This window comes from Enemella evansiae (assembly GCF_004362375.1).
Lineage (GTDB): Bacteria > Actinomycetota > Actinomycetes > Propionibacteriales > Propionibacteriaceae > Enemella > Enemella evansiae.
This window is the reverse complement of record NZ_SNXA01000008.1, coordinates 281,915-304,372: the sequence shown is the minus strand read 5'-3', so window position 1 is coordinate 304,372 and position 22,458 is coordinate 281,915. Positions and strand designations below refer to the sequence as shown.

Below are 22,458 nucleotides of genomic sequence, written 5' to 3'. Positions count from 1 at the left end.
GACCCGGCCGGCAGGCCGCCGCCCTGCCCGCCCGGGAGACCGAACCGTTCACCATGCTCGGGGTCACCTGGGCACCGGGCACCAGGACCGCGCCGCGGATCGAGGTGCGGCTGCTGCAGAACGGGGCCTGGAGCGACTGGCGCGAACTGGCCGCCGATCCGGACACCCAGAGTGACGACCCCACGGCCCGCCCCGGCACCGCGCCCACCTTCGTCGGCGACTCCGCCGGTGTCGAGGTCCGGGCACTGGTCGACGAGGGTGCCGCCCAGCCGCAGGATCTGAAGGTCGCGCTGATCGATCCGAAGCTGCTCGCCAGCGACGCGAATCCCGAAACCGTCCAGCCGGCCAGCCCCCGTGCCCAGGCCCCGATGCCGCCCGGCATCATCACCCGGGCCGGCTGGGGCGCCGACGAGTCGCTCCCCGGTTCCTGCGACAGCTCCTACAACCGCACCGTCCGGGCCGCGACGGTGCACCACACCGAGGGCAACAACAACTACACCAAGGAACAGTCACCCGGCATCGTCCGCGGCATCTACGCCTACCACGTGCAGAGCAACGGCTGGTGCGATGTCGGCTACAACTTCCTGGTCGACAAGTACGGCCAGATCTTCGAGGGCCGCCGCGGCGGCATCACCCAGCCGGTCAAGGGCGCCCACGCGTACAACTGGAACACCGACACCATGGGTGTCTCGCTGATGGGCAGCTACACCTCTACGATGCCGACCGAGGTGCAGCTCGATGCCACGGTCCGGCTGATCGCCTGGCGGCTCGCGGCCTACTACCGCAACCCGTGGGCCCGGATCACCATCAACGGGATCACCTCCGAGGTGATCAACGGCCACCGCGACGTCTACAGCACCGACTGTCCGGGGAATGCGCTGTACGCCTACCTACCCACCTTCCGGCAGCGGGTCGCCGACGCCATGGGCTCCTTCGAGACCCCGATCAAGACGCGCTGGGAACAGCTCGGCGGGGCCCGCGGGCCCGCCGGTGAACCCCGGGTCGGGGAGGCGCCGGTCGCCACCGGCCGGGTGACCGAGTTCGAGAACTACGACATCTTCTCCGCCGCCGGCGTGCGGACCAGCTTCACCAAGGGCACGATCCGGGACAAGTACCGCTCGCTGGGCACCGCGAACTCCTTTCTCGGCTTCCCGAACTCCGATGAGATCTGCGACGGCCGAACCGGCTGCTTCAACGGGTTCACCAGCGGCGGGGTGATCCTCTGGTCGGCGAACACCGGTGCGCATTTCAACCGCGGCGCGATCCGGGAGAAGTACGCCAGCGTGGGGTACGAACAGGGCTTCCTGGGCTACCCGACCACCGACGAGGTGTGCAGCAACAACAGCTGCCACCAGGACTTCACCGGCGGCAGCATCGTGTGGAGCCCGCAGACCGGTGCGCAGGTGGTGCGGGGGTCGATCCTGGACAGCTACCGCGCCGCGGGCGGGCGTACCGGATTCCTCGGTGCCCCGCGGACCGGTGAACAGTGCGACAGCACCGGCTGCCGGCAGGAGTTCGTCGGCGGCACGATCTGGTACTCCTTCCCCACCGCGAGCCACTGGACCCGCGGCGTGGTGCAGGCGCGTTATCTGCAGATGAACGGCCCGCGCAGCTTCCTGGGCTACCCGACCACCGACGAGCGCTGCGCCAACGGCGGCTGCCGGCAGGACTTCACCGGTGGCAGCCTGATGTACTCCGCGCCGACCGGGGCGAAGTTCGTCCGCGGCACGATCCGGGAGAAGTACTTCTCCCTGGGCGGCGGGGCGAGTTCGCTCGGCTACCCCACCACCGATGAGATCTGCTCGGATGCGAACAACTGCCAGCAGCAGTTCACCGGCGGACGGATCCTGTGGAACCGGGATCGGGGTGCCTGGGTCGGCTGACCGGTGACGGCCCCATCGGGCCCGCCGGCCGATTGCGGTCGGCGGGCCCGATGCGGCACGATCGACCGACCGAGCAACTCGGTCCGACCAGCCCAAGGAGGGCGAATGCTGGAGTTCGACCACGACCCCGAGACCCATCAGTATCTGGTCTCGTTCGACGGGCAGCCGGTGGGATTGATCGGCTACACCCTGACCGACGGGGTCGCCGACTTCACCCACACCGAGGTCAACCCGGAGACCCAGGGACAGGGCATCGCGGGTCAGCTCACCCGCTACGCACTGGACGACGTGCGCGAGCGCGGCTGGAAGCTGATCCCCAGCTGCCCCTACACCCGCAGTTGGGTCGATCGGCATCCGGAGTACGCCGACCTGCTGGCCTGAGCGCGTACTACCCGGACCGCGGCGGCGGTAGCGACAGCCCGCTGCGGCGCAGTTCGAGATCGGCCAGCGCCCGGATCACCTCGGGATCGCCGGCCCGCCAGTCGCCGACCGGGTCGTCGGAGATCCGGCCGAGTTCGGCCATCGGCTGATTGGCCATCGCCCGCAGCGCGAACAGGTCGACATCGGCGTCGCTGTCGATGAACCGCTTGGCGGCGCTGGAGGTCCGGTGGAACCGCCAGCGGGCCGGCAGCCAGAAGGCCAGCAGCACCGAGACCGGCATCACCACGACGACGATCGCGACCACGCTCGCCACCTGTTCGATGGTGGTCACCTGCTGGTTGGCGGCGGTGATCACGTCGTTGAGCGAGGCCGCCGCGGTGTCGAAGGGTTTGCGCAGTTCCGCGCCGGCGAGCGGTACCCCGGCGGCGCTGTTGCCGGCGGAGAGGAAGCCGTCGCGGGCCTTGATCGCCGCCGCCGCGGTGTCGCGGGCCGGTTGGGCGACCGCCGAGATCGTGCGGTGCACGAACCAGGACACCACGCACCAGGCGATCGTCCACGCCACGACGAAGAGGTCCGCCGACACCTGCCGGGCCAGCTTCCACGACGGACGCGCATAGAGGGCCATGGCCCCAGTGTGGCCTACCCATGCGCCTCACCCGACCGAGCCCGGTTCGAGTTTCCAGCCACCGCGGTCGGTACGCCGAACCAGACCGGTGTCCTCGAGCTCGGTCAGGGCGTCGAGCACGCTCATCAGATCCAGCCCACAGCGCGCCGACAGCTCCCCCGCGCTCAATCCACCACGGCCCGGGACCGCCTCGAACACCGACCGCTGCACCTCATCGAGACCATCCAGCACCCGGGAGCGGCCGCGCTGCAGCGGCAGCAGATCCTGGCCCATCGGTGCCACCAGTTCGCAGACCTCGGCGGCGGTCGTGACCAGTTCGGCCGTGCGGTCTCGGATCACCTTGTGCGGATTGGCCGAGAGCGCCGAGGTGATCGGACCGGGCACCGCCATCAGCCGCCGGCTCAGCTCCTCACCCCAGCTGAGGGTGTTCCGGGCACCCGAGCGCATCCCCGCCTCGACCATCACGGTGCCGGCGGCCAGGGCCGCGATCACCCGGTTGCGGCCCAGGAACCGGGTCCGGGTCGGATGATCACCCGGGGGCAGCTCGGAGCAGATCAGCTGCTCGCTGCGCAGTGCGTCGAAGAGCCGGTTGTTGCCGCGCGGATAGCCGACGTCGACCCCGTTGGCGAGCACGCAGATGGTCTGCCCGCCGCCGGCCATCGCACCGCGATGGGCGTACGCGTCGATGCCGTAGGCCCCACCGGAGACGACGGTGCGGCCACGGCCGGCGAGTTCGGCGCACAGGTCGGCGGCGACGGTCTCACCGTAACTGGTGGCGGCCCGCGACCCGACCACCGCGACCGAATCGGCGGCCCAGAGCTTCAGGTGTCCGGGGCCGAGCAGCCACAACCCCAGCGGGGCACCGCCCATCGTCTTCTCGGAGATGGTCAACTCGGCCTCGGCCAGATCGCCCAGCTGGTCCGCCCACTCCGGGTCACCGGGAACGATGAATCGGGCACCGCACTGGTCGGTGGCCCGCTGCACCCTGGTCAGCCGTACGCCGACCGCGCGGCGGCCCCACACGGTGTCCCGGCGGGCCCCGGACAGCGACTGCCAGACCGCGACCGCCCCCTCGTCGGTGACCAGTCGGGTCAGCGCACGATCGGCGGGTTCGCTGGCACAGGCCAGGCCCATCCGGGCCCAGCGTTCGACATCGGTGACGGTCCCCGGTGTCGGGGTGACGGTCTCGGTCATCAGGCCACCTCCGCGGTCGGCAGGATCTCCCCGCGGCGCAGCGCGAGCGCGCGCCGGACCTCGGTGCGGGTGGGCACGTCGAGCCCGGCCAGGTCGGCCAGCGTCCAGGCCAGCCGCAGGCACTTGTCGACCCCACGCGAGGAGAGGCGGCCGCGCAGCACCGCCACGTCGAGGTCCTCGTGGCCGGGCGGGACCGGGAGCCGGGTGCGCAGATAGGGGCCGGGCACCTCACCGTTGGTCCGCCAGCCGGTGCCCAACAGCCGCCGCTGCTGCCGATCCCGGGCCTCGATGACCCGTTGCAGCACCGTCGCCGAGCTCTCCCCCGGTCCGTCGCTGACCAGGGAGCGCCGGACCGGCATCAGCTGCTGGTGGATGTCGACCCGATCCATGATCGGGCCGGAGATCCGCTCCCGGTAGCGGCGGACCACCTGGGGCGGGCAGTGGCAGTTGCCACCGGGGGTGTCGGCCTGCCCGCAGGGGCAGGGATTGGCGGCCAGCACGAGCTGGAACATCGCCGGGAACCGGATGTGGTGCTGGGTGCGCGCGATCAGCACCGACCCCGACTCCAGCGGGGTGCGCAGGGAGTCGAGTTTCTTGCCGAACTCGGGTGCCTCGTCGAGGAAGAGCACGCCGCGATGGGCCAGCGAGATCGCTCCCGGCTTCGGCATCCGGCCACCGCCGCCGATCAGGCTGCCCTCGGACGCGGAATGGTGCGGGTCGGCGTACGGCGCGCGCAGGCTGAGCTCGGCGGGCAGCTCGGCACCCGCCAGGCTGCGCACCGCGGCGACCTCGAGCGCCTCGACGACGCTCAGCTCGGGCAGCAGACCCGGCAATCGTTCGGCGAGCATGGTCTTGCCCACCCCCGGCGGCCCGTGCAGATAGATGTGGTGCCGGCCCGCGGCCGCGACCTCCAGCGCCCACCGCGCCTCGGGTTGGCCGATCACGTCGGAGAGGTCCTTCCCCGGCGCGGCCGGGTCGTCGACGGGCTCCTCGGCGGGGTCGGGCTGGGGCACCGGGTTGCCGTGCAGCAGGTCGACCAGCTCCCCCACCGAGGCCACCCCGCGACAGGTCATGTCGGCGACCAGGCGGGCCTCGCCGAGCTGTTGACTGGGCACGATGGCCCGTCGGATCTGTCGGGCCCGGGCCGCCAGCAGCGCGGGCAGCACGCCGCGGACCGGGCGTACCCGTCCGTCCAGGCCGAGCTCGCCCATCAGCACCACCCCCTCCAGCGCATCGGCCGGCACCACCTCGGCGGCCGCGAGCACGCTGGCGGTGATGCCGAGGTCGTAGTGGCTGCCGGCCTTGGGCAGCGTGGCCGGGGTGAGGTTGATGGTCAGCAGCGAATCCGGCCAGCGGAAGCCGGCGCTGGCGACCGCGGCCTTGCACCGGTCGCGCGATTCGTAGAGGGAGGTGTCGGGCAGGCCGACCAGCACCGTCCGCGGCAGACCCGCACCGGTGTGCGCCTGGATCTCGACCAGCTCGCCGTCCATCCCCAGCAGGGCGACCGAGCAGGCCCGTGCCAACCCCATCAGCCGATCCCTCGCAGATGGGTGATCTCCGGGCGCTGACCGGGCCGATCCAGGATGCCGATCGCATCGAGCCGGATCCGGACCGCATGGGCCGGGTGGGCGCTCAGCCAGGCCCCGGCGAGCACCCGCAACCGGCGCACCTTGGACGCGGTGATCGCCTCCAGGGGCGTACCGAAACCGGTCCCGGTGCGCAGCTTGACCTCGCAGAACACCAGTGTCGCGTCGGCGCCCTGGCCGTCCAGTGCGACGATGTCGAGTTCACCGTGGCGGCAGCGCCAGTTGCGGTCGAGGATCACCAGTCCGGCGGCCGTGAGGTGCTCCACGGCCAGGCCCTCCCCGCGCGAGCCGAGTCGTTGCTTGATGCCTGTCATGTCCGCACGATGGTGCGGACCCGCCGATATCGTGCAGCGCCGAGGCCGGGTCTGTGGATGGATCTTCGGGCGGGTACGAGCTGTGGACAACCCTTCGACTCGTCGCTCGCCGCGGGGGTCAGCGCTCGGGGACCTCGAGGTCGTTGTGCACGATCTCCTCGATGGAGACGTCGCGGAAGGTGAGCACCTTGGCGCTCTTCACGAAGCGGGCCGGGCGGTACATGTCCCAGACCCAGGCGTCGCCCATCGAGACCTCGTAGTAGACGTCGCCGCCCTCGGTGCGCACCTTCAGATCGACCGCATTGCAGAGATAGAACCGGCGCTCGGTCTCCACCGCATAGGTGAAGATCCCGACGACGGATTTGTACTCCTTGTACAGCTGCAGTTCCAGCTCTGATTCGTACTGCTCAAGGTCATCGGCGCTCATGGTGAGGCCACTCTAGCGCCGCCGGCACCGGGTGCCGTGCGAGCCACCCCCACCGTCCGAGCCACATTGTCGAAGATCATCCGGTGTTCCGGACAGGGCCCGAGGGCGTCCAGATGCTGCTGGTGCAGCGGCGTGCAGTAGCCCTTGTGCACCGCGAACTCGTATCCCGGATGCACCTGATCCATGGCGGTCATGATCCGGTCCCGGGTCACCTTCGCCAGCACCGAGGCCGCCGCCACGCAGGCCGCGACCCGGTCCCCCTTCCAGACCGCCAGCCCCGGTCCGCCGAGCCCGTCGACCGGGAATCCGTCGGTGAGCACGAACCCGGGCGGCACCGCCAATCGGCTGAGCGCCCGGCGCAGCGCGGAGATGTTCGCCACATGCATCCCGAGCCGATCGCACTCGCCCGGGGACACCTCGACCACGGCCCAGGCCAGCGCCTTGCGGCGGATCTCCTCGTACGCCCGGTCGCGGGCCAGCGGGGTCATCAGCTTGGAGTCCCGCAACCCGGTGATCTGCCGGGAGCGGCCCTCACCGAGGATCACCGCGGCCGCCACCAACGGCCCGGCGCAGGCGCCCCGGCCGGCCTCGTCGGCACCCGCCACCGGCGCCAGCCCGGCCCGGCCCAGCGCCCGCTCATAGCCGTAGAGACCGGCATCGCGGCGCACCACGAAGCGCGGCATTCAGCAGCCCTCCGAGACCTGCACGATCACCGGCTCCGGGGGTGGCACCTGTTGCGGTGGCGGGATGCCGGCATAGATCTGCGGTGTCTCCAGGCGTTGGAACCGGGAGAACGGACTGGCGATCAGGGCGACCGAGCCGACCACGTCGGAGATCGGGATGAACGCCGAACTGCCCGCCTTGCCACCGGCGGCGGTGACGTCCTGCAGGTGGCAGCGGGAGTCGCCGGAGTTGGCGCGGTGGTCGCCCATCACGAAGATCCGGTCGGCCGGTACGACCACCTCGAAGGGCTTCTCGGCGGGCTTGTTGCGGCCACCGGAGTCGGCGTACAGGTAGCTCTCCTCATCGAGCGGATAGCCGTTCACGCTGACCCGGCCGAGCTTGTCGCAGCACTTCACCCGGTCCCCCGGCATGCCGATCACGCGCTTCACCAGGTGCTCATCGGCCGAGTCTGGCAGCAGCCCGACGAACTCCAGCGCCTTGCGGACCGGTCCGGGGGCGGGTTTTCCGCTGCCGTCGTCGAGCCACTTGTTGGAATCGGAGAAGACCACGATGTCGCCGCGGCGGAAGTCGAGCACCCGCTGGGCGATGATCTTGTCGTTGATCTGCAGGGTGTTCTCCATCGACCCCGAGGGCACCTCGAAGGGCTGGAAGACGAAGCTGCGCAACAAGGTGGTGATGATCAGCGCACCGACGACGATGACACCGATCTCGCGGACCATGCCGAGCACCTTGGCACTGGTCGGGCGTTGGTCCTTCTCCTCCGCCTTCGCCCGCTTCCCGGCCTTCTTGTCGGCCTTCTTGTCGGACTTCGCGCCGGCCGTCCGGTCCGCCACCGTGTCGGTGCGGCTGGGCAGGGTGCTGTCGTCGGGTTCGTCGGCGGAGTGCCGGGGTGCGGGCTGGCCGATCGGACGCGGCGCGGGTGCCGGGTCCAGCCGCCTCGGAGCGTACGCCCCAGCGGGCGCCGGTGCGGGCGGCGGGCCGCCCACCGGCGCGGCCGGGGCACCGTGCACCGGCGGGGAGGTGGGGGCACCGGTCGGCGGGTTCGGGATCGGCCGCTGCCACGGATCGGGGGCCTGCGGGCCGGCCGGACCGCCCGGGGCGAAGCCGTCGGTGCCGCGTGGCTGGGTCTGGTCGCGACGGGTGGTTCGGTCGATCTCCGCGGGCTCGAAGGGCCGCGGGCTCTCCCGGGTCGCATCGGCGAGGTCGGCGGATCCGCCGGTCAGCGCCCGCCGGGGACTGGCCTGTTCGGGCCAGGGCGGCGGTTGGGTGTCGTCGGTGTCGAATCCACCGCCGCCGCGCATCGCGGGGGCGTACGGGGAATCGGCGGCCGCCCGCCGTGGGCTGCTCGGACGCAGCGCGGTCCGATCGGGATCATCTCCCGCCCAGCCGGAACCATCGGACCACTGGCTCAACGGCTGACTTCCTCTCCGGCGCAATGGCGGCCGAACCGATCAGCTCGGGATCGGCCGGCCGGCCGCGTGGGGCGGCACCGAGGCAACGGTACCCGCCCGCGCGGCCAGCCCGCGGATGCGATCAGTTCTCGCGCTTTTCCTTGATCTTGGCGGCCTTGCCGGAGAGCCCACGCAGGTAGTAGAGCTTGGCCCGGCGCACATCACCGCGGCGGTCGACCTCGATCTTGTCGATGATCGGGCTGTGCAGCGGGAAGGTCCGCTCCACGCCGACGCCGAAGCTGACCTTGCGGACGGTGAAGGTCTCGGCGATGCCGCCGCCGTTCTTGGCGATCACGACGCCGGTGAAGACCTGGATCCGGGAGCGGTTGCCCTCGACGACGCGGACGTGCACCTTGATGGTGTCGCCGGCGCGGAAGGCCGGGTGCTCGCGCAGGGCGCCCTGGTTGACCTCGGAGATCAGCTTGTTCATGATGTGTCCTTGCCGGTGCCACAGGTCACCCGTCGCGTGGGTATGTCTTGGATGTCTCCCGTCGCGGTCGATCCCCCTGTGGCAGGAGCCGCGATGCGGGCAACAGCGACACAGTCTGCCACACCGGGCGTACGCCTGCCCAATCGGGGCAGGGGGTCAGCCGGGCAGCTTCTCGGCGGCCGTCGGGACGGCCCGCTCCAGCGGGTCGAAGGGCTGCGGGGCGCGCATCGCCAGCACCTCGACCCGGTTGCCGATCTGGATCAGTGCCTGCGCCTCGTGCTCGTTGCCGGCCCAGCCCCATTCGGTGAGCTCGGCCTTCCCACCCGGCACCGGCACCGGCCGGGCCCGGTTCTGCTGCCTGGCCTGCCCACCGCGGGCCTGCAAGGTGGCGGTGCAGTCGGCGAACCAGCGCTGGGTCGACTGGTACGCCTGGTCGGCCAGTTCGGGCGTGTCGAAGCTCATCGCCACCGCGGCCGCCGAATCGGCGCCCCTGCTGTAGCTGCGGCGTACGATGCCGGTCGCGCCGGTGGATTCCCAGCGGTTCTGCTGGCAGACGCTGAGCTGTTCGGTGCCGCCACCGGTATCGGTCCGGCCCTCGCTCCAGCCGCCCAGATCGGCTCCGGTGGGCAGCGCCGCGGCGGTCACCGCGCCGGCCGGCGGCCGGGTCGTCGGTGCCGGGCTGGCGTTGCCGGACACCGGGGTCTGCACCGCCCCGGGCGTGCCCGGGGCGGTGGGCGCCTGGGAGATCCCGCCCGCATCGGTCGGAGCGATCGGCTGTGACGGCTGCCCGCCGGCACCGGGGCCGCTGCTGCAGGCGGCGACGGCCAGCAGGCAGGGCACGATCAACAGGGCGGGGATGCGCATGGCGACGAGGCTACCGCCCCGGCGTACCCACCGGCGCGATCCATCGAACCCAACCTCCACCCCGCGCCTGCTCCAGGGCGCGATGGGTGGACGTCGGGTTCGATGGATGGCATCGGGCGTACGCCTCAGTGCCGGGTGGTGACCGCCTTGAACAGGTCCCGGTTCAGCTGGGAGATGCTCTCCAGCGGGATGCCCTTGGGGCAGACCGCGGTGCACTCGCCGATGTTGGTGCAGTTGCCGAAGCCCTCGGCGTCGTGCTCGGCGACCATCCCCAGCACCCGGGTCCAGCGCTCCGGCTGGCCCTGCGGCAGCAGCCCGAGCTGGGTCACCTTGGCGGAGGTGAACAGCATCGCCGAGCCGTTCGGGCAGGCCGCGACGCAGGCGCCGCAGCCGATGCAGGTGGCGTTGTCGAAGGCGTGGTCGGCGTCCACCTTGTTCACCGGGACGGCGTGCGCGTCCGGCGCGGTACCGGTGGGGGCGGAGATGTAACCGCCGGCCTGGATGATCCGGTCGAAGGAGGACCGGTCGACGACCAGGTCCTTCAGCACCGGGAACGGCTCGGCCTTCCACGGCTCGACGGTGATCGTGTCGCCGTCGGAGAACTCCCGCATGTGCAGCTGACAGGTGGTGGTCTGGTACGTGGTCTGGCCGCGGCCGTGCGCCACACCGTTGATCACCACACCGCACATGCCGCAGATGCCCTCGCGGCAGTCGGAGTCGAAGGCGACCGGTTCCTCGCCGGCGACGGTGAGCTGCTCGTTGAGCAGGTCGAGCATCTCCAGGAACGACATGTGATCGGAGACGCCGTCGACCTCGTAGGGCACCATCCGGCCCTTCGACTCGGTGTTCTTCTGGCGCCAGATCTGCAGAGTGACCTTCACTTGTAACTCCGTTGCTTCAGCTCGATGAACTTGTATTCCAGCGGTTCCTTGTGCAGCACCGGCTGCTGGCCCTCGCCGCCGAACTCCCAGGCACCCACATAGAGGAACTGGTCGTCGTGGCGCAGCGCCTCGCCGTCCTCGGTCTGCGACTCGGAGCGGAAGTGCCCACCGCAGGATTCGCGGCGGTGCAGGGCGTCCAGGCACATCAGCTCGCCCAGCTCCAGGAAGTCGGCGACCCGACCGGCCCGCTCCAGGGTCTGGTTGATCTCATCGGCGTCGCCGACGACGTTGACGTCGCGCCAGAACTCCTCGCGCAGTTCCCGGATCAGGCCGATCGCCTTGCGCAGGCCCTCCTCGTTGCGCTCCATGCCGCAGTACTCCCACATGATGTGGCCGAGTTCCTTGTGGAAGGAGTCGACGGTGCGGGAACCCTTGATCGACATCAGCTTGTCCACCCGCTGCTGCACGGCCTGGACCGCTTCGGCGACCTCGGGACTGTCCGCCCCGACCGCCCGGTGCCCGGCGTCGGCCAGGTAGTTGGCGAGGGTGTTCGGCAGCACGAAGTAACCGTCGGCGAGCCCCTGCATCAGCGCCGAGGCACCGAGGCGGTTGGCGCCCTGGTCGGCGAAGTTGGCCTCACCGGTGACGAACAGCCCGGGCAGGTTGGACATCAGGTCGTAGTCGACCCACAGCCCACCCATCGTGTAGTGCACCGCCGGGTAGATGCGCATCGGCACCTCGTAGGGGTTCTCCCCGGTGATCTGCTGGTACATGTCGAAGAGGTTGCCGTACTTGGCCTCGACCGCCTTGCGGCCCAGTCGGGCGATCGCGTCGGCGAAGTCGAGGTAGACCCCGCGCCGGCCCTGCCCGGCGAGCTCCGGGCCGACACCGCGACCCTCGTCGCAGACGTTCTTGGCCTGCCGGGAGGCGATGTCGCGGGGCACCAGGTTGCCGAAGGAGGGGTAGATCCGCTCCAGGTAGTAGTCGCGGTCGGACTCGGGGATCTCCCGCGGATCCTTGTCGGCGTCCTCGCCGCTCTTCGGCACCCAGATCCGGCCGTCGTTGCGCAGCGACTCCGACATCAGCGTCAGCTTGGACTGGGTGTCGCCGGACTGCGGGATGCAGGTCGGGTGGATCTGGGTGTAGCACGGGTTCGCGAAGTACGCGCCCTTGCGGTGCGCCCGCCAGGTGGCGGTCACATTGCAGCCCATCGCGTTGGTGGACAGGAAGAACACGTTGCCGTAGCCGCCGGTGGCCAGCACCACGGCGTCGGCGGTGTGCGCCTCGATCCGGCCGGTGACCATGTCGCGGGTCACGATGCCGCGGGCCACGCCGTCGATGACGATCAGCTCGAGCATCTCGTGGCGGGTGTACATGGTGACGGTCTTGGCGTTGATCTGCCGCTCCAGGGCCTGGTACGCACCCAGCAGCAGCTGCTGGCCGGTCTGGCCGCGGGCATAGAAGGTGCGCGAGACCTGGACACCGCCGAAGGAGCGGTTGTCCAGCAGGCCGCCGTATTCGCGGGCGAACGGTACGCCCTGGGCGACGCACTGGTCGATGATGTTCGCGGACACCTCGGCCAGCCGGTAGACGTTGGTCTCCCGGGAGCGGTAGTCGCCGCCCTTGACGGTGTCGTAGAACAACCGGTGCACCGAGTCGCCGTCGTTGCGGTAGTTCTTGGCCGCGTTGATGCCGCCCTGGGCGGCGATCGAGTGGGCGCGGCGCGGGCTGTCCTGGTAGCAGAACGACTTGACCTGGTAACCGGCCTCGCCGAGGGTGGCGCCCGCCGCGGCACCGGCCAGGCCGGTGCCGACGATGATCACCGAGATCTTGCGTCGGTTGGCGGGGTTGACCAGTTTGGCCTCGAACTTGCGCTGCTCCCACATCTGGGAGATGGGCACGTCGAGCGGGGCGCGGGTGTCGGCGATGTCGACACCCTGCCGGAACAGGTCGTCACCGTCGAGGCTGGCACCCGGGCCGGCCGGCACGCTGCGCGAGGAGTCGTCGGCGGCGTCGTTCATCAGCTCCGAGGTGGCCTCGACCTGCGTCTGCTCGCTGGTCTCGGGCTCGTCGATCACGTTCTCATCTGTCACAGCTTGATCCAATCGAGGGCGATGGCAACGGGGCCGGAGAGGAATCCGACCACAAGAATCAGGGCGAGCAGCACCGCGACGGTGTTCCAGAAGGCGCGCGTCTTCGGGCTGGTGTTCGCACCCAGGGTGGCGAAGGCGCTCCAGAAACCGTGCCGCACGTGCAGCCCGACCGCGATCATCGCGACGGCGTAGCTGATCAGCACGGCCGGGTTCTGGAAGCTGTTGTAGACCCGCACGAACGGCGAGGTGGCGCCCGGCGCGGTGTCGATCACCACGACGGTGAAGTTCAGGATGTGGTAGATCACGAAGAGCAGGATCAGCACCCCGCCCCAGCGCATCGTGTAGGAGGCGTACGAGCGCTGGATGGCGCGCTGGTTGGCGTACCGCTTGGCGCCACCGGTGGCCTTGCGGTCCCGGGCCCAGAGCGTGAACGCCGCCCACATGTGAACCAGGATCGCTGCCAGCAGCACGATCCGCACGACCCAGAGCAGGCCCGCGTACGGGAGCATCGGCTCGCCGATCGTGCGCAGGTGTTCGGCGTACTCGTCGAACGCGTAGACGTCGGTGCCGGTCACCTTGCCGGCGAACATCTTGAGGTTGCCGTACATGTGCAGGACCAGGTAACCGATCATCACCAGGCCACTGGCCGCCATCCAGTATTTACGAATCACCGTGGAGCGGGCGGCCCGCTGTTTCACGGTCAGAGTCGGAGTCGTCGTTGTCGCCACAACAGCACCATATTCCTGTTGACAGAGGCTCGTCCAAGCGCACGCGCCCACCGAGACAGACGTCACGTCCCGGGCGTGTCGCTCACTTGCAACCCGAGGTGGGCTGACCGGTCTGCGGGACGTAGCAGTATGCCTGACCGGCCTCGAATCCGGCGGTGTTCAGCGCCAGCTCACCGACGGTCACCAGCGTCACCCCGCGGGCCCGCAGCTGCTCGATGATCTGCGCGGTGGCCGCGGCGGTGCTCGGGTGGATGTCGTGCATCAGCACGATCGAACCGGCCTCGTCGGCGCCCTTGACCGCCTCGGCGACGGTCTTCGCGGTGTCGCGGGTCTGCCAGTCCCGGGTGTCGATGTTCCACAGCACCAGCGACTGCCCCGCCGCCCCGATCACCTTGTCGGTGGCCTTGGTGTGCACCCCGCTCGGCGGGCGCATCAGCAGCGGCCGGCGCCCGTAGACCCGGGCCATCTCGTCGGCGGTCCGCCCGATCTCCTGCTGCCCCAGCTTGCTGGTGGACATCGAGGTCATCGTCTGGTGCGACCAGGTGTGCGAGCCGATCTCGTTGCCGGCCGCGGCGACCCGCAGGCCGAGCTCGGGAGAGGCCTGCAGCATGCCGCCGAGCTGGAAGAAGGTGGCCGGGGCACGGGCGGCGGCCAGGTCGTCGAGGATCTTCTGGGTGCCGGCGCCGGGGCCGTCGTCGAAGGTCAGCGCGACACAGGTCGCCCGGCTGCAGTCCACCCCGACCGTGGTGGTGGGGCGGGGCACCTGGTTGCCGGCGGGCTGTTGCTGGTCGCCGCCGGCGGCCGCTGCGGCCCCGGGCGCGGACTGGGCGTCGGGGCGGGCGGTGCCGTCGAAGGCGCCGGGGTTGGTGGAGGCGGCCAGCGCCCGCTGCCCGACCTCGGAGAGCAGCGGCTGCACGGCCCGGCCCGGTACCTGCAGCACCAGCTGGCCATCGGCGGCGCCGCCGGGCGGGAAGGTGGCGACCAGGTCACCGTTGGCCGCGAAGCCGAGCGCCGGCCCGGCGCCCTGTGGGGCGGGGGCGTCGTCCAGGGCGCGGGAGAGCCGAATCGGGTCCACCGCGCCGGCGACCTGGGCGACCTGGTTCTTGAACGCGCCCCACTGGTTGGCCTCGATCAGCACCGGGGAGGACGCCACCCGGCCGCTGCGGGCGTCGTACCAGATCGCCGAGGATACCCCGGCGGGTCCGTCGGCGGCGGTGTGCTGGGCGGTGACGAGTACGCCGAGGATGCCCTGTCCGGCGGCGAGCAGCTGCCAGTTGACCCTGGTGTCGGTGGATCCGGCCCAGGCCGCCTCCCGCAGCGCCCGGTCGCGGAGCACGCCGGCGGCGAGCGTCAGTTGCCGCGCGGTGCCGAAGGTGGGCACCTCGGCGCGGATGCCGCGGGCGGGATCGCTGAAGGTGTCGGTGGACATCTGGACGACCAGGGCCCCGTCGGCCTTGCTGTAACGCCCGGGCAGGTCGCTGGTGGCCACGCTGGGCGGCTGCGCACCGGAACCGCGGGGGCGTACCCCGTCTCCGCCGATGCAGCCGGCGGTGACCAGGGTCAGCACGATCAGGATCGGAACGAGTGCTCCGATCAACCAGTGGCGCCGCCTCCGCACGATCCGCAATCCCCCGACTCCTGGCCCAACCGCGTGGAACCAACTCCCCACGCTGCCGTCATGCTAGGTGCGCCGGGCGCCCGGATTCGGCCGACACGCGGAGGCGCCCGGTGACGACCCGGAAACCGCTCCGCGCCCGGTCGGTTCGGCTCAGCCGACTCCCCAGAAGTCGATCATCGAGGTGGCCGGCATCAGCAGCGGATTGACCCCCGAGTACTGGGTGCTGACCAGCAGCCCGGCGTCGGGAACCCACAGCGGCAGGGCCGGTACCTCCTCGGTCAGCAACCGAGCCACCTGGTGGTAGTTCTCGGCGCGGGCGACCGGGTCGATCTCGGCGGCCCCCTTGGTCAGCAGCTGGTCGACCTTCGGGTTGCAGTATCCGCCCGGGTTGGGGCCGAGCGGGTCGCCGGCGGTGGCGCAGGAGACCCAGGGCGTGATCATCGACGGGTCGGGGACCGGCATCGGGTACGCCTGCACGACCGCGTCCACATTGGGATCGGCGAGCACCGCCGCGCGCCGGCTCGGCGAGCGCACCTCGACGCTGGCGCGCACCCCGACGGCGCTGAGCTGGTCGGCCATCGCCTCCCAGATCGCCGGATCGGGGTCGGCGGAGAGCACCATGATCCGCAAGGGCGCGTCGGTCTTCCAGCCGCCGGCGCGGAGCAGGTCGCGGGCCCGGTTCTGGTCGGGCCGGTACCGGTCGCCGCCGGTGGTCGCCCAGTCGGGGGCGAACATCAGCGAGTCGACCACCCGGGCGTTCCCGCCGGCGTAGCGCTCGATCAGCTGGGCGCGGTCCAGGGCGTACATCATGCCCTGCCGGACCCGCGGGTCGGCGAGCCGGCCGTGCAGGCCGGTGAGCGCCAGCACCCGGTTGCCGGGCGCCTGCTGGTTGCGGAATCCCTCGACCGGCCGGCCCACCTCGGGGGCGGGCAGCGCGGTGGCGAGCTGCAGGGTGCCGTCGCGCAGCTTCTCGGTGGCCTTGTCGGGGGTGACCGGGACGCCGATCACCTGGTTCATCCGGGTGTAGGGCTGGACCCGCGGGTTGGGCAGCAGCACCACCCGGCCGTCACTCTCCCAGCGGTCGAACAGGTACGCCCCCGAACCCACCTTCGGTTCGGCGAAGGTCGCCGGGTCGCTCACATCCTTGCCGCGGTAGACGTGCTCGGGCAGCACCACCAGCTGGGTGAGGTTGTCGATGAACTGCGGGTTCGGCGCCGTCAGCGTGAAGACCACGTCCCGGTTGGTCTGGGCGACCAGGCCGGAGATCCGCTCGCTGCGCCCGGCGGCGAAATCGGCGGCGCCGGCCAGCTGCATCAGGGCCGGGGCCAGCGGCGACCGGTTCTCCGGTTTCAGGTGCTGCTCGATGGTCCAGATCAGGTCATTGGCCGACATCCGGATCTCATCGCTCCACCAGTCCCGGCGCAGCGTCACCACCAGTCCGGAGCCGTCGTCGGTGACCTGCCAGCGGTCGGCCATCCGCGGCATCATCTTGCCGTCGATGTTGCTCAGCAGCGGCTGGAACTGGGCCGCGGCGAGCATTCCCTCGGCGGTGTCGGCACCGGCGAAGGGGTTGAACGAGGTGGCCCGCTCCGGCAACTGGAAGGCCATCTGCCCGACCGGTCCCTGCTTGGGGGCGCGGGCCCGGGCCGCCACCTCCGGAGAGACCGGGGCGCAGCCGACCACGGTCAGCAGGAGCGCGACGACCGCCGCGAGCATCAACCGGCCGCGCATGGGTTCCCGCATCGGTTCTGGGCTTCCTTCCCTGTGTCTGCCCGGGTTCGGTCTCCCCGGTGCTGGCCGGTGTCCCCGATCCGGGCCGCTGCCATCCTAGGGGCCATCGGCCAGCAGATCCGGTCGGCGGCGCCGGGTGAGTTCAACCGCCTGCTGGCGGCGCCAGTCCGCGATCTGCGCGTGGTGGCCGGAGAACAGCACCTCGGGCACCGCGAGACCGCGCCAGCTCGGCGGCTTGGTGTAGACGGGGTATTCGAGCAGCCGGTCGTGGCCGGCGCTGTGCGATTCCTCGGTCAGCGACTCGGGGTTGCCGATCACCCCGGGCAGCAGCCGGACGATGGCCTCGATCATCACCAGGCTGGCGACCTCGCCGCCGTTCAGCACGTAGTCGCCCAGGCTCAGCTCCCGCACCGGCATCCGTTCCCGGGCGTACGCCATCACCCGGGCGTCGATGCCCTCGTAGCGTCCGCAGGCGAAGATCAGGTGGCCGGCGTCGGCGAGCTCGTACGCCGCCGGCTGGCTGAACCGCTCCCCCGACGGGCTGGGCACGACCAGGGTGCTGCCCGCGGTCGCCAGCGCGTCCAGGGCCGCACCCCAGGGCTCGGGTTTCATCACCATCCCGGCGCCACCGCCGTAGGGGGTGTCGTCGACGGTGCGGTGCCGGTCGGTGGTCCACTGCCGCAGATCGTGTACGCCGACCGAGACGATGCCGGCCTGGATCGCCTTCCCCACCAGGGAGAGCTGCAGCGGCGCGAAATAGTCGGGAAAGATCGAGACCAGATCGAGGCGGAGCCCGGGGTCCGCGCTCGGCTCACTCATCGAGGTCCTCCAGCAGGCCGTCGACATCGGCCAGCCGGCAGAACCCGGCGGCCGGGTCGATCTCGACGACGAGTGGTTCGACGAAGGGCACCAGCCGGGTCGCGCCGGTGTCGGTGCGGATCTCCAGCAGGTCCTGCGGGCCGTGCTGGACCCGGGTGATCCGGCCGGCGGGGGTGCCGTCGTGGCGGCGTACCTGCAGGCCGACCAGGTCGCGGTCCCAGAACTCGTCGTCGGCGGCCGGCGGTTGATCGGTCGGCACGTCGGCGACCAGCAGCACCCCACGCAGTGCCTCGGCGGCGTTGCGGTCGGCGGCCTCGGCGAGCCGGATCAGCAGCCGGCCGGAGTGCCAGCGCGAGCCGGTCACGGTGAACTCGCGCCGGGCGCCCTCCTCCCGCAACCGGGTGTCGGTGGCGAAGCGGCGGTCGGGTTCGTCGGTGAGCGGTTCCACGGTCAGTTCGCCGCGGATCCCGTGGGCGCGGCCGATCCGGCCGACGCGTACCTCGACGGTCGGTTCCTCGCTGGGTGGGTTGGTCGATGCCTGCGGCATGGGGGTCATCCTCCCACCCCCTGCTGCGATCCATCGAATCCTGCGTACACCCCGCGCATCCTGCAGGGTGAGGGGGATGCACCCTGGATTCGATGGATCGCGGGTCGGGGGGTACGCCCGAGGGCCACGCCTCAGGCGGCGGGCCGCTCCGGCCCCGGGAAGTGGCAGGCGACCTCGGCACCGGATTCCGAGAGTTCCAGCGGCGGCTTGTCGGTGGCGCAGATGTCCTGGGCGCGCCAGCAGCGTCCCCGGAACGGGCAGCCGGCGGGCTCGGTGGTCGGCGAGGGCAGGTCGCCGACCAGCAGCCGGCGGCGCGCCATCCCCTTGCGGCGGGGGTCGGGGATCGGGACCGCCGAGAGCAGCGCCTGGGTGTAGGGGTGCTGCGGGTCGGTGAAGATGTCGCCCGCCGCGCCGTATTCGACGATCGAGCCGAGATACATCACCGCGATCCGGTCGGAGATGTGACGGACCACGCCGAGGTCATGGGCGATGAAGACATACCCCAGGTCCAGCTCCTGCTGCAGCCGCTCCAGCAGGTTCACCACCTGCGCCTGCACCGACACGTCGAGCGCGGAGACCGGTTCGTCGAGCACCAGCATCTTCGGTTCCAGGGCGAGCGCGCGGGCGATCCCGATCCGCTGCCGCTGACCGCCGGAGAACTCGTGCGGATAGCGCGATGCCAGTGCCGAACGCAGCCCGACCAGCTCCAGGAGTTCCCGGGCCCGGCGGATCCGCGCGGAACGGTCGCCGATGCCGTGGATCTCCAGCGGTTCGGTGAGGATGTCCTGCACCGTGGAGCGGGCCGGCAGCGAGGCGTACGGGTCCTGGAAGACGAACTGCATGTCCCGGCGTACGCTGCGCAGCTCGCGCCGCGACAGGCCGCCGATCTCGCGGCCGTCGAAGCGGACCGAGCCGGAGGTGGGCTGATAGAAGCCCATCAGCGTCTTGCCGACGGTGGTCTTGCCGCAGCCGGACTCCCCCACCAGCGCCAGGGTCTCGCCGCGGCGCAGGTCGAAGGAGATGTCGTTGACCGCGTACACCGTTGTCGGCTTCTTCATGAATCCGCCGCCGACCTGGAAATGCTTGACCAGATGATCGACCCTGAGCAGCAGGTCGTCGGTACGCCCGCCCGCGCCCTCGGTGGGGGTCTGTTCGGCCACACTGGTGCTCACGACGCGTCCTCCCGTGCTGTCCCGGTCGGGGTGATCAGGCTGGGGTCCAATCCGTCCAGCTCGGCGTGGAAGTGGCAGGCCGAGCGGTGGGCCGGCCCGACCTCGGCCAGCGGCGGCTGGGTCTGGCATTCGGTGCGCCCGTTGCTCAGTCGGCAGCGCAGCTGGAACGCGCACCCCTCGGGCAGGAACCGCGGGTCCGGCGGCTGGCCGGCGATCGCGTGCAGCTGCTCGCGGCGGTCGTCGACCCGCGGCAGGGATTCCAGCAGCCCGACGGTGTAGGGGTGGCGGGGGGCGTGGAAGATGTCGTCGACCGGTGCCTCCTCGACGACCCGGCCGGCGTACATCACCACCACATATCTGGCGACCTCGGCGATCACCCCGAGGTCGTGGGTGATCATCACCAGCGCCGCACCGTAGTCGTCCTGCAGCTTCTGCAGCAGTTCCAGGATCTGCGCCTGCACGGTGACGTCGAGCGCGGTGGTCGGTTCGTCGGCGATCACCAGCTTAGGCCGGTTGGCGATCGCGATCGCGATCATCGCGCGCTGCCGCATGCCGCCGGAGAACTGGTGCGGGTACTGGTCGATGCGCTGTCTGGGGGCGGGGATGCCGACCTCGGTGAGCAGCTCGATGATCCGGTCCCGACGCTGGGCCTTCGTCCGCAGATCCGGTGAGTGCCGGCGCAGCGTCTCATCGATCTGGGCGCCGATCGTCATCACCGGGTTGAGGGCGGTCATCGGGTCCTGGAAGATCATCCCGATCTCCCCGCCGCGCACCTCGGCCCGCCGGCGCTGCGACATCGTCAGCAGGTCGGCACCGTCGAACCAGGCGTGCCCGGCGACGACCTTCGCCGATTCCGGCAGCAACCCGAGCGCCGACATGACGGTGACCGATTTGCCGGAGCCGGATTCGCCGACCACGCCGAGGGTCTCCCCCGGGCGTACCTGATAGCTGGCGCCGTTGACGCCGCGGACCAGGCCGTTGAGGGTGCTGAACTCGGTGGTGATGTTCTCCAGCCGCAGCAGGGCGTCGGAGTTGGCTGCCGCGCTCATCAGCGCACCTGCTTCGGGTCGAAGGCGTCCCGCAGGCCGTCGCCGACGAAGTTCACCGCGAGCACGGTCAGCGCGATCGCCAACCCCGGCGGCAGCCACATCCACGGCATCGACTGCAGGATCCGCAGGCTCTGCGCCTCGGAGATCATCGAACCCCAGCTCGGGGTGGGTGGTGGTACGCCGAGGCCGAGGAAGGACAGCGCGGCCTCGGTGCCGATCACCTGGGCGGTGAGCAGGGTGAAGGTGACCGAGGCGTGCGGCAGCACCGCCGGCACCATGTGTTTGAGCAATATGTGGAAGGGAGTGCCGCCGAGCCCCTCGACGGCCTGCACCGAGTCCTGTTCCCGCAGCTGCAGGGTGACGCTGCGGGTGACCCGGAAGGACTGGGTCCACAGCAGCAGGCCGAGCATCAGGATCATCCGCAGCACCCCGGAGCCGAAGAAGGCCACGATGACGATGATCACGATCATCAGCGGGAAGCTCTGGAAGACCTCGGCGATCCGGCTCAGCAGCGCATCGATCCAGCCGCGGAAGTAGCCGCCGACGATGCCCAGGATGATGCCGAGCACGGTCGCGATGAAGGAGGCGGCCAACCCGATGGTCAGCGAGATCCGGCCGCCGGAGAGCAGCCGGGCGAGCACATCGCGGCCCGCCGAGTCGGTGCCCAGCGGGTGCCCGGGGGCCGGCGGCAACCGATAGGAGGCGGTGTCCACGGCGTACGGGTCGACGCGATAGAGCAGCGGGCCGAGGAAGGCGGCCAGCAGGAACAGGATCAGCACGACCGCGCCGACCATCGCCATCTTGTGGCTGCGGAAGCGGCGCCAGGCGAGCTGGCGCGGGGTGAGTTCGCTGCCGTCGGCATCGCCACTCGCGCCGGCGACCGCGGGTGTCGGGTCGTTGATGCCGGACGCACCGGTGATCGGTTCACTCATCGGTTCGGCCTCCTAGACCCGGATCCGGGGATCGATGACGGCATAGAGCAGGTCGGCGACCAGGTTCGCGATCACGACCAGGATCGCGATGAACATCACGAAGCCCATCAGCATCGGATAGTCGCGGCCGGTGATGGAGTCCACCGCGAGTCGCCCGAGGCCCGGCCAGGCGAAGATCTGCTCGATGATCACCGCGCCGCCGAACATCGTCGGGACGTTCACCGCGATCACCGCGATGATCGGGATGAGCGCGTTGTGCACCGCGTGCCGCCAGGTGATCCGCAGGTTGCTGAGGCCCTTGGAGCGGGCGGTGGTGATGAAGTCCTGGCCGAGCACGTCCAGCATCGAGGAGCGGGTGTAGCGCTGATAGACCGCCGCGCCCTGCATGCCGAGCAGCAGCGCCGGCAGGATCAGGTGCCGCAGGCCCTCGAAGACCGTCGGATCGGGGGCGTTCATCCCCGAGGTGGGCAGCCAGCGCAGCTTGAGGCCGAAGACGTAGATCGCGATCAGGCCGGCGAAGAAGGGCGGGACGCAGAGCCAGAGCAGGGAGGCGAAGGAGATCACGTAGTCGACCGGCTTGTTGCGGCGCAGCGCCGACCAGACACCGCTGAGCAGGCCGATCACCACCTGCAGGAGCAGTGCCGGGATGATCAGTGCCAGTGAGTTCTGCAGCCGCTCCCCGAGCACCGTGGCCACGGCCCGGCCGTCGGCCAACGAGCGGCCGAGGTTGCCGGTGAGCGCGTCACCGAGCCAGACGAAATACTGCACCACCAGCGGCTGGTCCAGGCCGAGCCGGGCCCGGGCCATCGCGATCATCTCCTCCCGGTCGGGGCCGGTGAAGGTGATCGGGTCGTAGTACATCTCGATCGGGTCGCCGGGGGCGTTCCGGATCAGCAGGAACAGCAGGATGCTGATCAGGAACAGCGTCACCACACTGACGGCGAGGCGCTTCAGGACGAACCGGAGCATCCGTCTCCTTCTCCGCGGTCGGTTTCGGCCGTGATCGGCCGGCCCCGTTCAGAGCCGGCCGATCATGGTTATCGGGTCAG

Annotated in this window: 22 protein-coding genes; 2 read left to right on the top strand and 20 right to left on the bottom strand. The window is 70.6% G+C overall.

Annotated elements, in window-relative coordinates:
- The first annotated feature begins 53 nt into the window (after window positions 1-53).
- Together C8D81_RS02070 and C8D81_RS02065 are read left to right on the top strand one after the other, a co-directional pair.
- Window positions 54-1,883: an N-acetylmuramoyl-L-alanine amidase gene (locus C8D81_RS02070; protein ID WP_133625468.1), complete on the top strand. Its 1,830-nt coding sequence runs from the start codon at window positions 54-56 to the stop codon at window positions 1,881-1,883.
- Between the two features lie 105 nt (window positions 1,884-1,988).
- Window positions 1,989-2,264, top strand: a complete 276-nt coding sequence (locus C8D81_RS02065; protein WP_094356239.1) for a GNAT family N-acetyltransferase — start codon at window positions 1,989-1,991, stop codon at window positions 2,262-2,264.
- A 7-nt stretch (window positions 2,265-2,271) separates the two neighbouring features.
- Here C8D81_RS02065 and C8D81_RS02060 read toward each other — a convergent pair whose 3' ends face one another.
- The 20 genes from C8D81_RS02060 to C8D81_RS01965 form a co-directional block, all read right to left on the bottom strand.
- Entirely contained in the window at window positions 2,272-2,889 is a 618-nt protein-coding gene (locus C8D81_RS02060; RefSeq protein ID WP_094406643.1) for a hypothetical protein, read from the bottom strand.
- 27 nt (window positions 2,890-2,916) lie between these two features.
- On the bottom strand, window positions 2,917-4,083 hold the full coding sequence (locus C8D81_RS02055) for a DNA-processing protein DprA (RefSeq protein ID WP_094424853.1): 1,167 nt from the start codon (window positions 4,081-4,083) through the stop codon (window positions 2,917-2,919).
- Window positions 4,083-5,612 carry a YifB family Mg chelatase-like AAA ATPase gene (locus tag C8D81_RS02050; RefSeq protein WP_094424851.1) on the bottom strand — a complete coding sequence of 510 codons (1,530 nt, stop codon included), beginning with the start codon at window positions 5,610-5,612 and terminating at the stop codon, window positions 4,083-4,085. The genes C8D81_RS02055 and C8D81_RS02050 overlap by 1 nt, the downstream gene beginning before the upstream one ends.
- Window positions 5,612-5,983 (bottom strand): YraN family protein, encoded by a 372-nt coding sequence (locus C8D81_RS02045; protein WP_094356251.1) that lies wholly within the window; start codon window positions 5,981-5,983, stop codon window positions 5,612-5,614. Before C8D81_RS02045 ends, C8D81_RS02050 begins: the two co-directional genes overlap by 1 nt.
- 118 nt (window positions 5,984-6,101) lie before the next feature.
- Window positions 6,102-6,410 (bottom strand): DUF2469 domain-containing protein, encoded by a 309-nt coding sequence (locus C8D81_RS02040; RefSeq protein ID WP_094356252.1) that lies wholly within the window; start codon window positions 6,408-6,410, stop codon window positions 6,102-6,104.
- On the bottom strand, window positions 6,407-7,093 hold the full coding sequence (locus C8D81_RS02035; RefSeq protein WP_094356253.1) for a ribonuclease HII: 687 nt from the start codon (window positions 7,091-7,093) through the stop codon (window positions 6,407-6,409). The genes C8D81_RS02040 and C8D81_RS02035 overlap by 4 nt, the downstream gene beginning before the upstream one ends.
- Window positions 7,094-8,506, bottom strand: coding sequence for a signal peptidase I (gene lepB, locus C8D81_RS21750; protein ID WP_267489518.1), 1,413 nt, complete (start codon window positions 8,504-8,506; stop codon window positions 7,094-7,096). It abuts the gene before it with no gap.
- A 121-nt stretch (window positions 8,507-8,627) separates the two neighbouring features.
- On the bottom strand, window positions 8,628-8,975 hold the full coding sequence (gene rplS / locus C8D81_RS02025; protein ID WP_094359119.1) for a 50S ribosomal protein L19: 348 nt from the start codon (window positions 8,973-8,975) through the stop codon (window positions 8,628-8,630).
- Window positions 8,976-9,131: 156 nt separating this feature from the next.
- Window positions 9,132-9,839, bottom strand: a complete 708-nt coding sequence (locus C8D81_RS02020) for a hypothetical protein (protein WP_094429444.1) — start codon at window positions 9,837-9,839, stop codon at window positions 9,132-9,134.
- 125 nt (window positions 9,840-9,964) lie between these two features.
- Window positions 9,965-10,720, bottom strand: coding sequence for a succinate dehydrogenase/fumarate reductase iron-sulfur subunit (locus tag C8D81_RS02015; protein WP_094424847.1), 756 nt, complete (start codon window positions 10,718-10,720; stop codon window positions 9,965-9,967).
- The gene (locus C8D81_RS02010) at window positions 10,717-12,741 is read right to left on the bottom strand and encodes a fumarate reductase/succinate dehydrogenase flavoprotein subunit (protein WP_094425578.1); all 2,025 of its coding nucleotides are present in this window, start codon (window positions 12,739-12,741) and stop codon (window positions 10,717-10,719) included. Before C8D81_RS02010 ends, C8D81_RS02015 begins: the two co-directional genes overlap by 4 nt.
- A 68-nt stretch (window positions 12,742-12,809) precedes the next feature.
- Window positions 12,810-13,511 (bottom strand): succinate dehydrogenase cytochrome b subunit, encoded by a 702-nt coding sequence (locus C8D81_RS02005; RefSeq protein ID WP_229237898.1) that lies wholly within the window; start codon window positions 13,509-13,511, stop codon window positions 12,810-12,812.
- A gap of 112 nt (window positions 13,512-13,623) precedes the next feature.
- On the bottom strand, window positions 13,624-15,159 hold the full coding sequence (locus C8D81_RS02000) for a polysaccharide deacetylase family protein (RefSeq protein ID WP_133625467.1): 1,536 nt from the start codon (window positions 15,157-15,159) through the stop codon (window positions 13,624-13,626).
- Window positions 15,160-15,309: 150 nt separating this feature from the next.
- Window positions 15,310-16,902 carry an ABC transporter substrate-binding protein gene (locus C8D81_RS01995; protein WP_094406655.1) on the bottom strand — a complete coding sequence of 531 codons (1,593 nt, stop codon included), beginning with the start codon at window positions 16,900-16,902 and terminating at the stop codon, window positions 15,310-15,312.
- An 84-nt stretch (window positions 16,903-16,986) separates the two neighbouring features.
- On the bottom strand, window positions 16,987-17,709 hold the full coding sequence (gene trmD, locus C8D81_RS01990; RefSeq protein ID WP_094406657.1) for a tRNA (guanosine(37)-N1)-methyltransferase TrmD: 723 nt from the start codon (window positions 17,707-17,709) through the stop codon (window positions 16,987-16,989).
- Window positions 17,702-18,256 (bottom strand): ribosome maturation factor RimM, encoded by a 555-nt coding sequence (gene rimM, locus C8D81_RS01985; protein ID WP_094406659.1) that lies wholly within the window; start codon window positions 18,254-18,256, stop codon window positions 17,702-17,704. The genes trmD and rimM overlap by 8 nt, the downstream gene beginning before the upstream one ends.
- A 131-nt stretch (window positions 18,257-18,387) precedes the next feature.
- Window positions 18,388-19,428, bottom strand: a complete 1,041-nt coding sequence (locus tag C8D81_RS01980; RefSeq protein WP_229119383.1) for an ABC transporter ATP-binding protein — start codon at window positions 19,426-19,428, stop codon at window positions 18,388-18,390.
- Complete coding sequence (locus tag C8D81_RS01975) at window positions 19,425-20,477, bottom strand: ABC transporter ATP-binding protein (RefSeq protein ID WP_094406663.1); 1,053 nt, start codon at window positions 20,475-20,477, stop codon at window positions 19,425-19,427. The genes C8D81_RS01980 and C8D81_RS01975 overlap by 4 nt, the downstream gene beginning before the upstream one ends.
- Window positions 20,477-21,409, bottom strand: coding sequence for an ABC transporter permease (locus C8D81_RS01970; RefSeq protein WP_094424839.1), 933 nt, complete (start codon window positions 21,407-21,409; stop codon window positions 20,477-20,479). The genes C8D81_RS01975 and C8D81_RS01970 overlap by 1 nt, the downstream gene beginning before the upstream one ends.
- Window positions 21,410-21,421: 12 nt before the next feature.
- On the bottom strand, window positions 21,422-22,378 hold the full coding sequence (locus C8D81_RS01965; RefSeq protein ID WP_094424837.1) for an ABC transporter permease: 957 nt from the start codon (window positions 22,376-22,378) through the stop codon (window positions 21,422-21,424).
- Window positions 22,379-22,458: the final 80 nt, after the last annotated feature.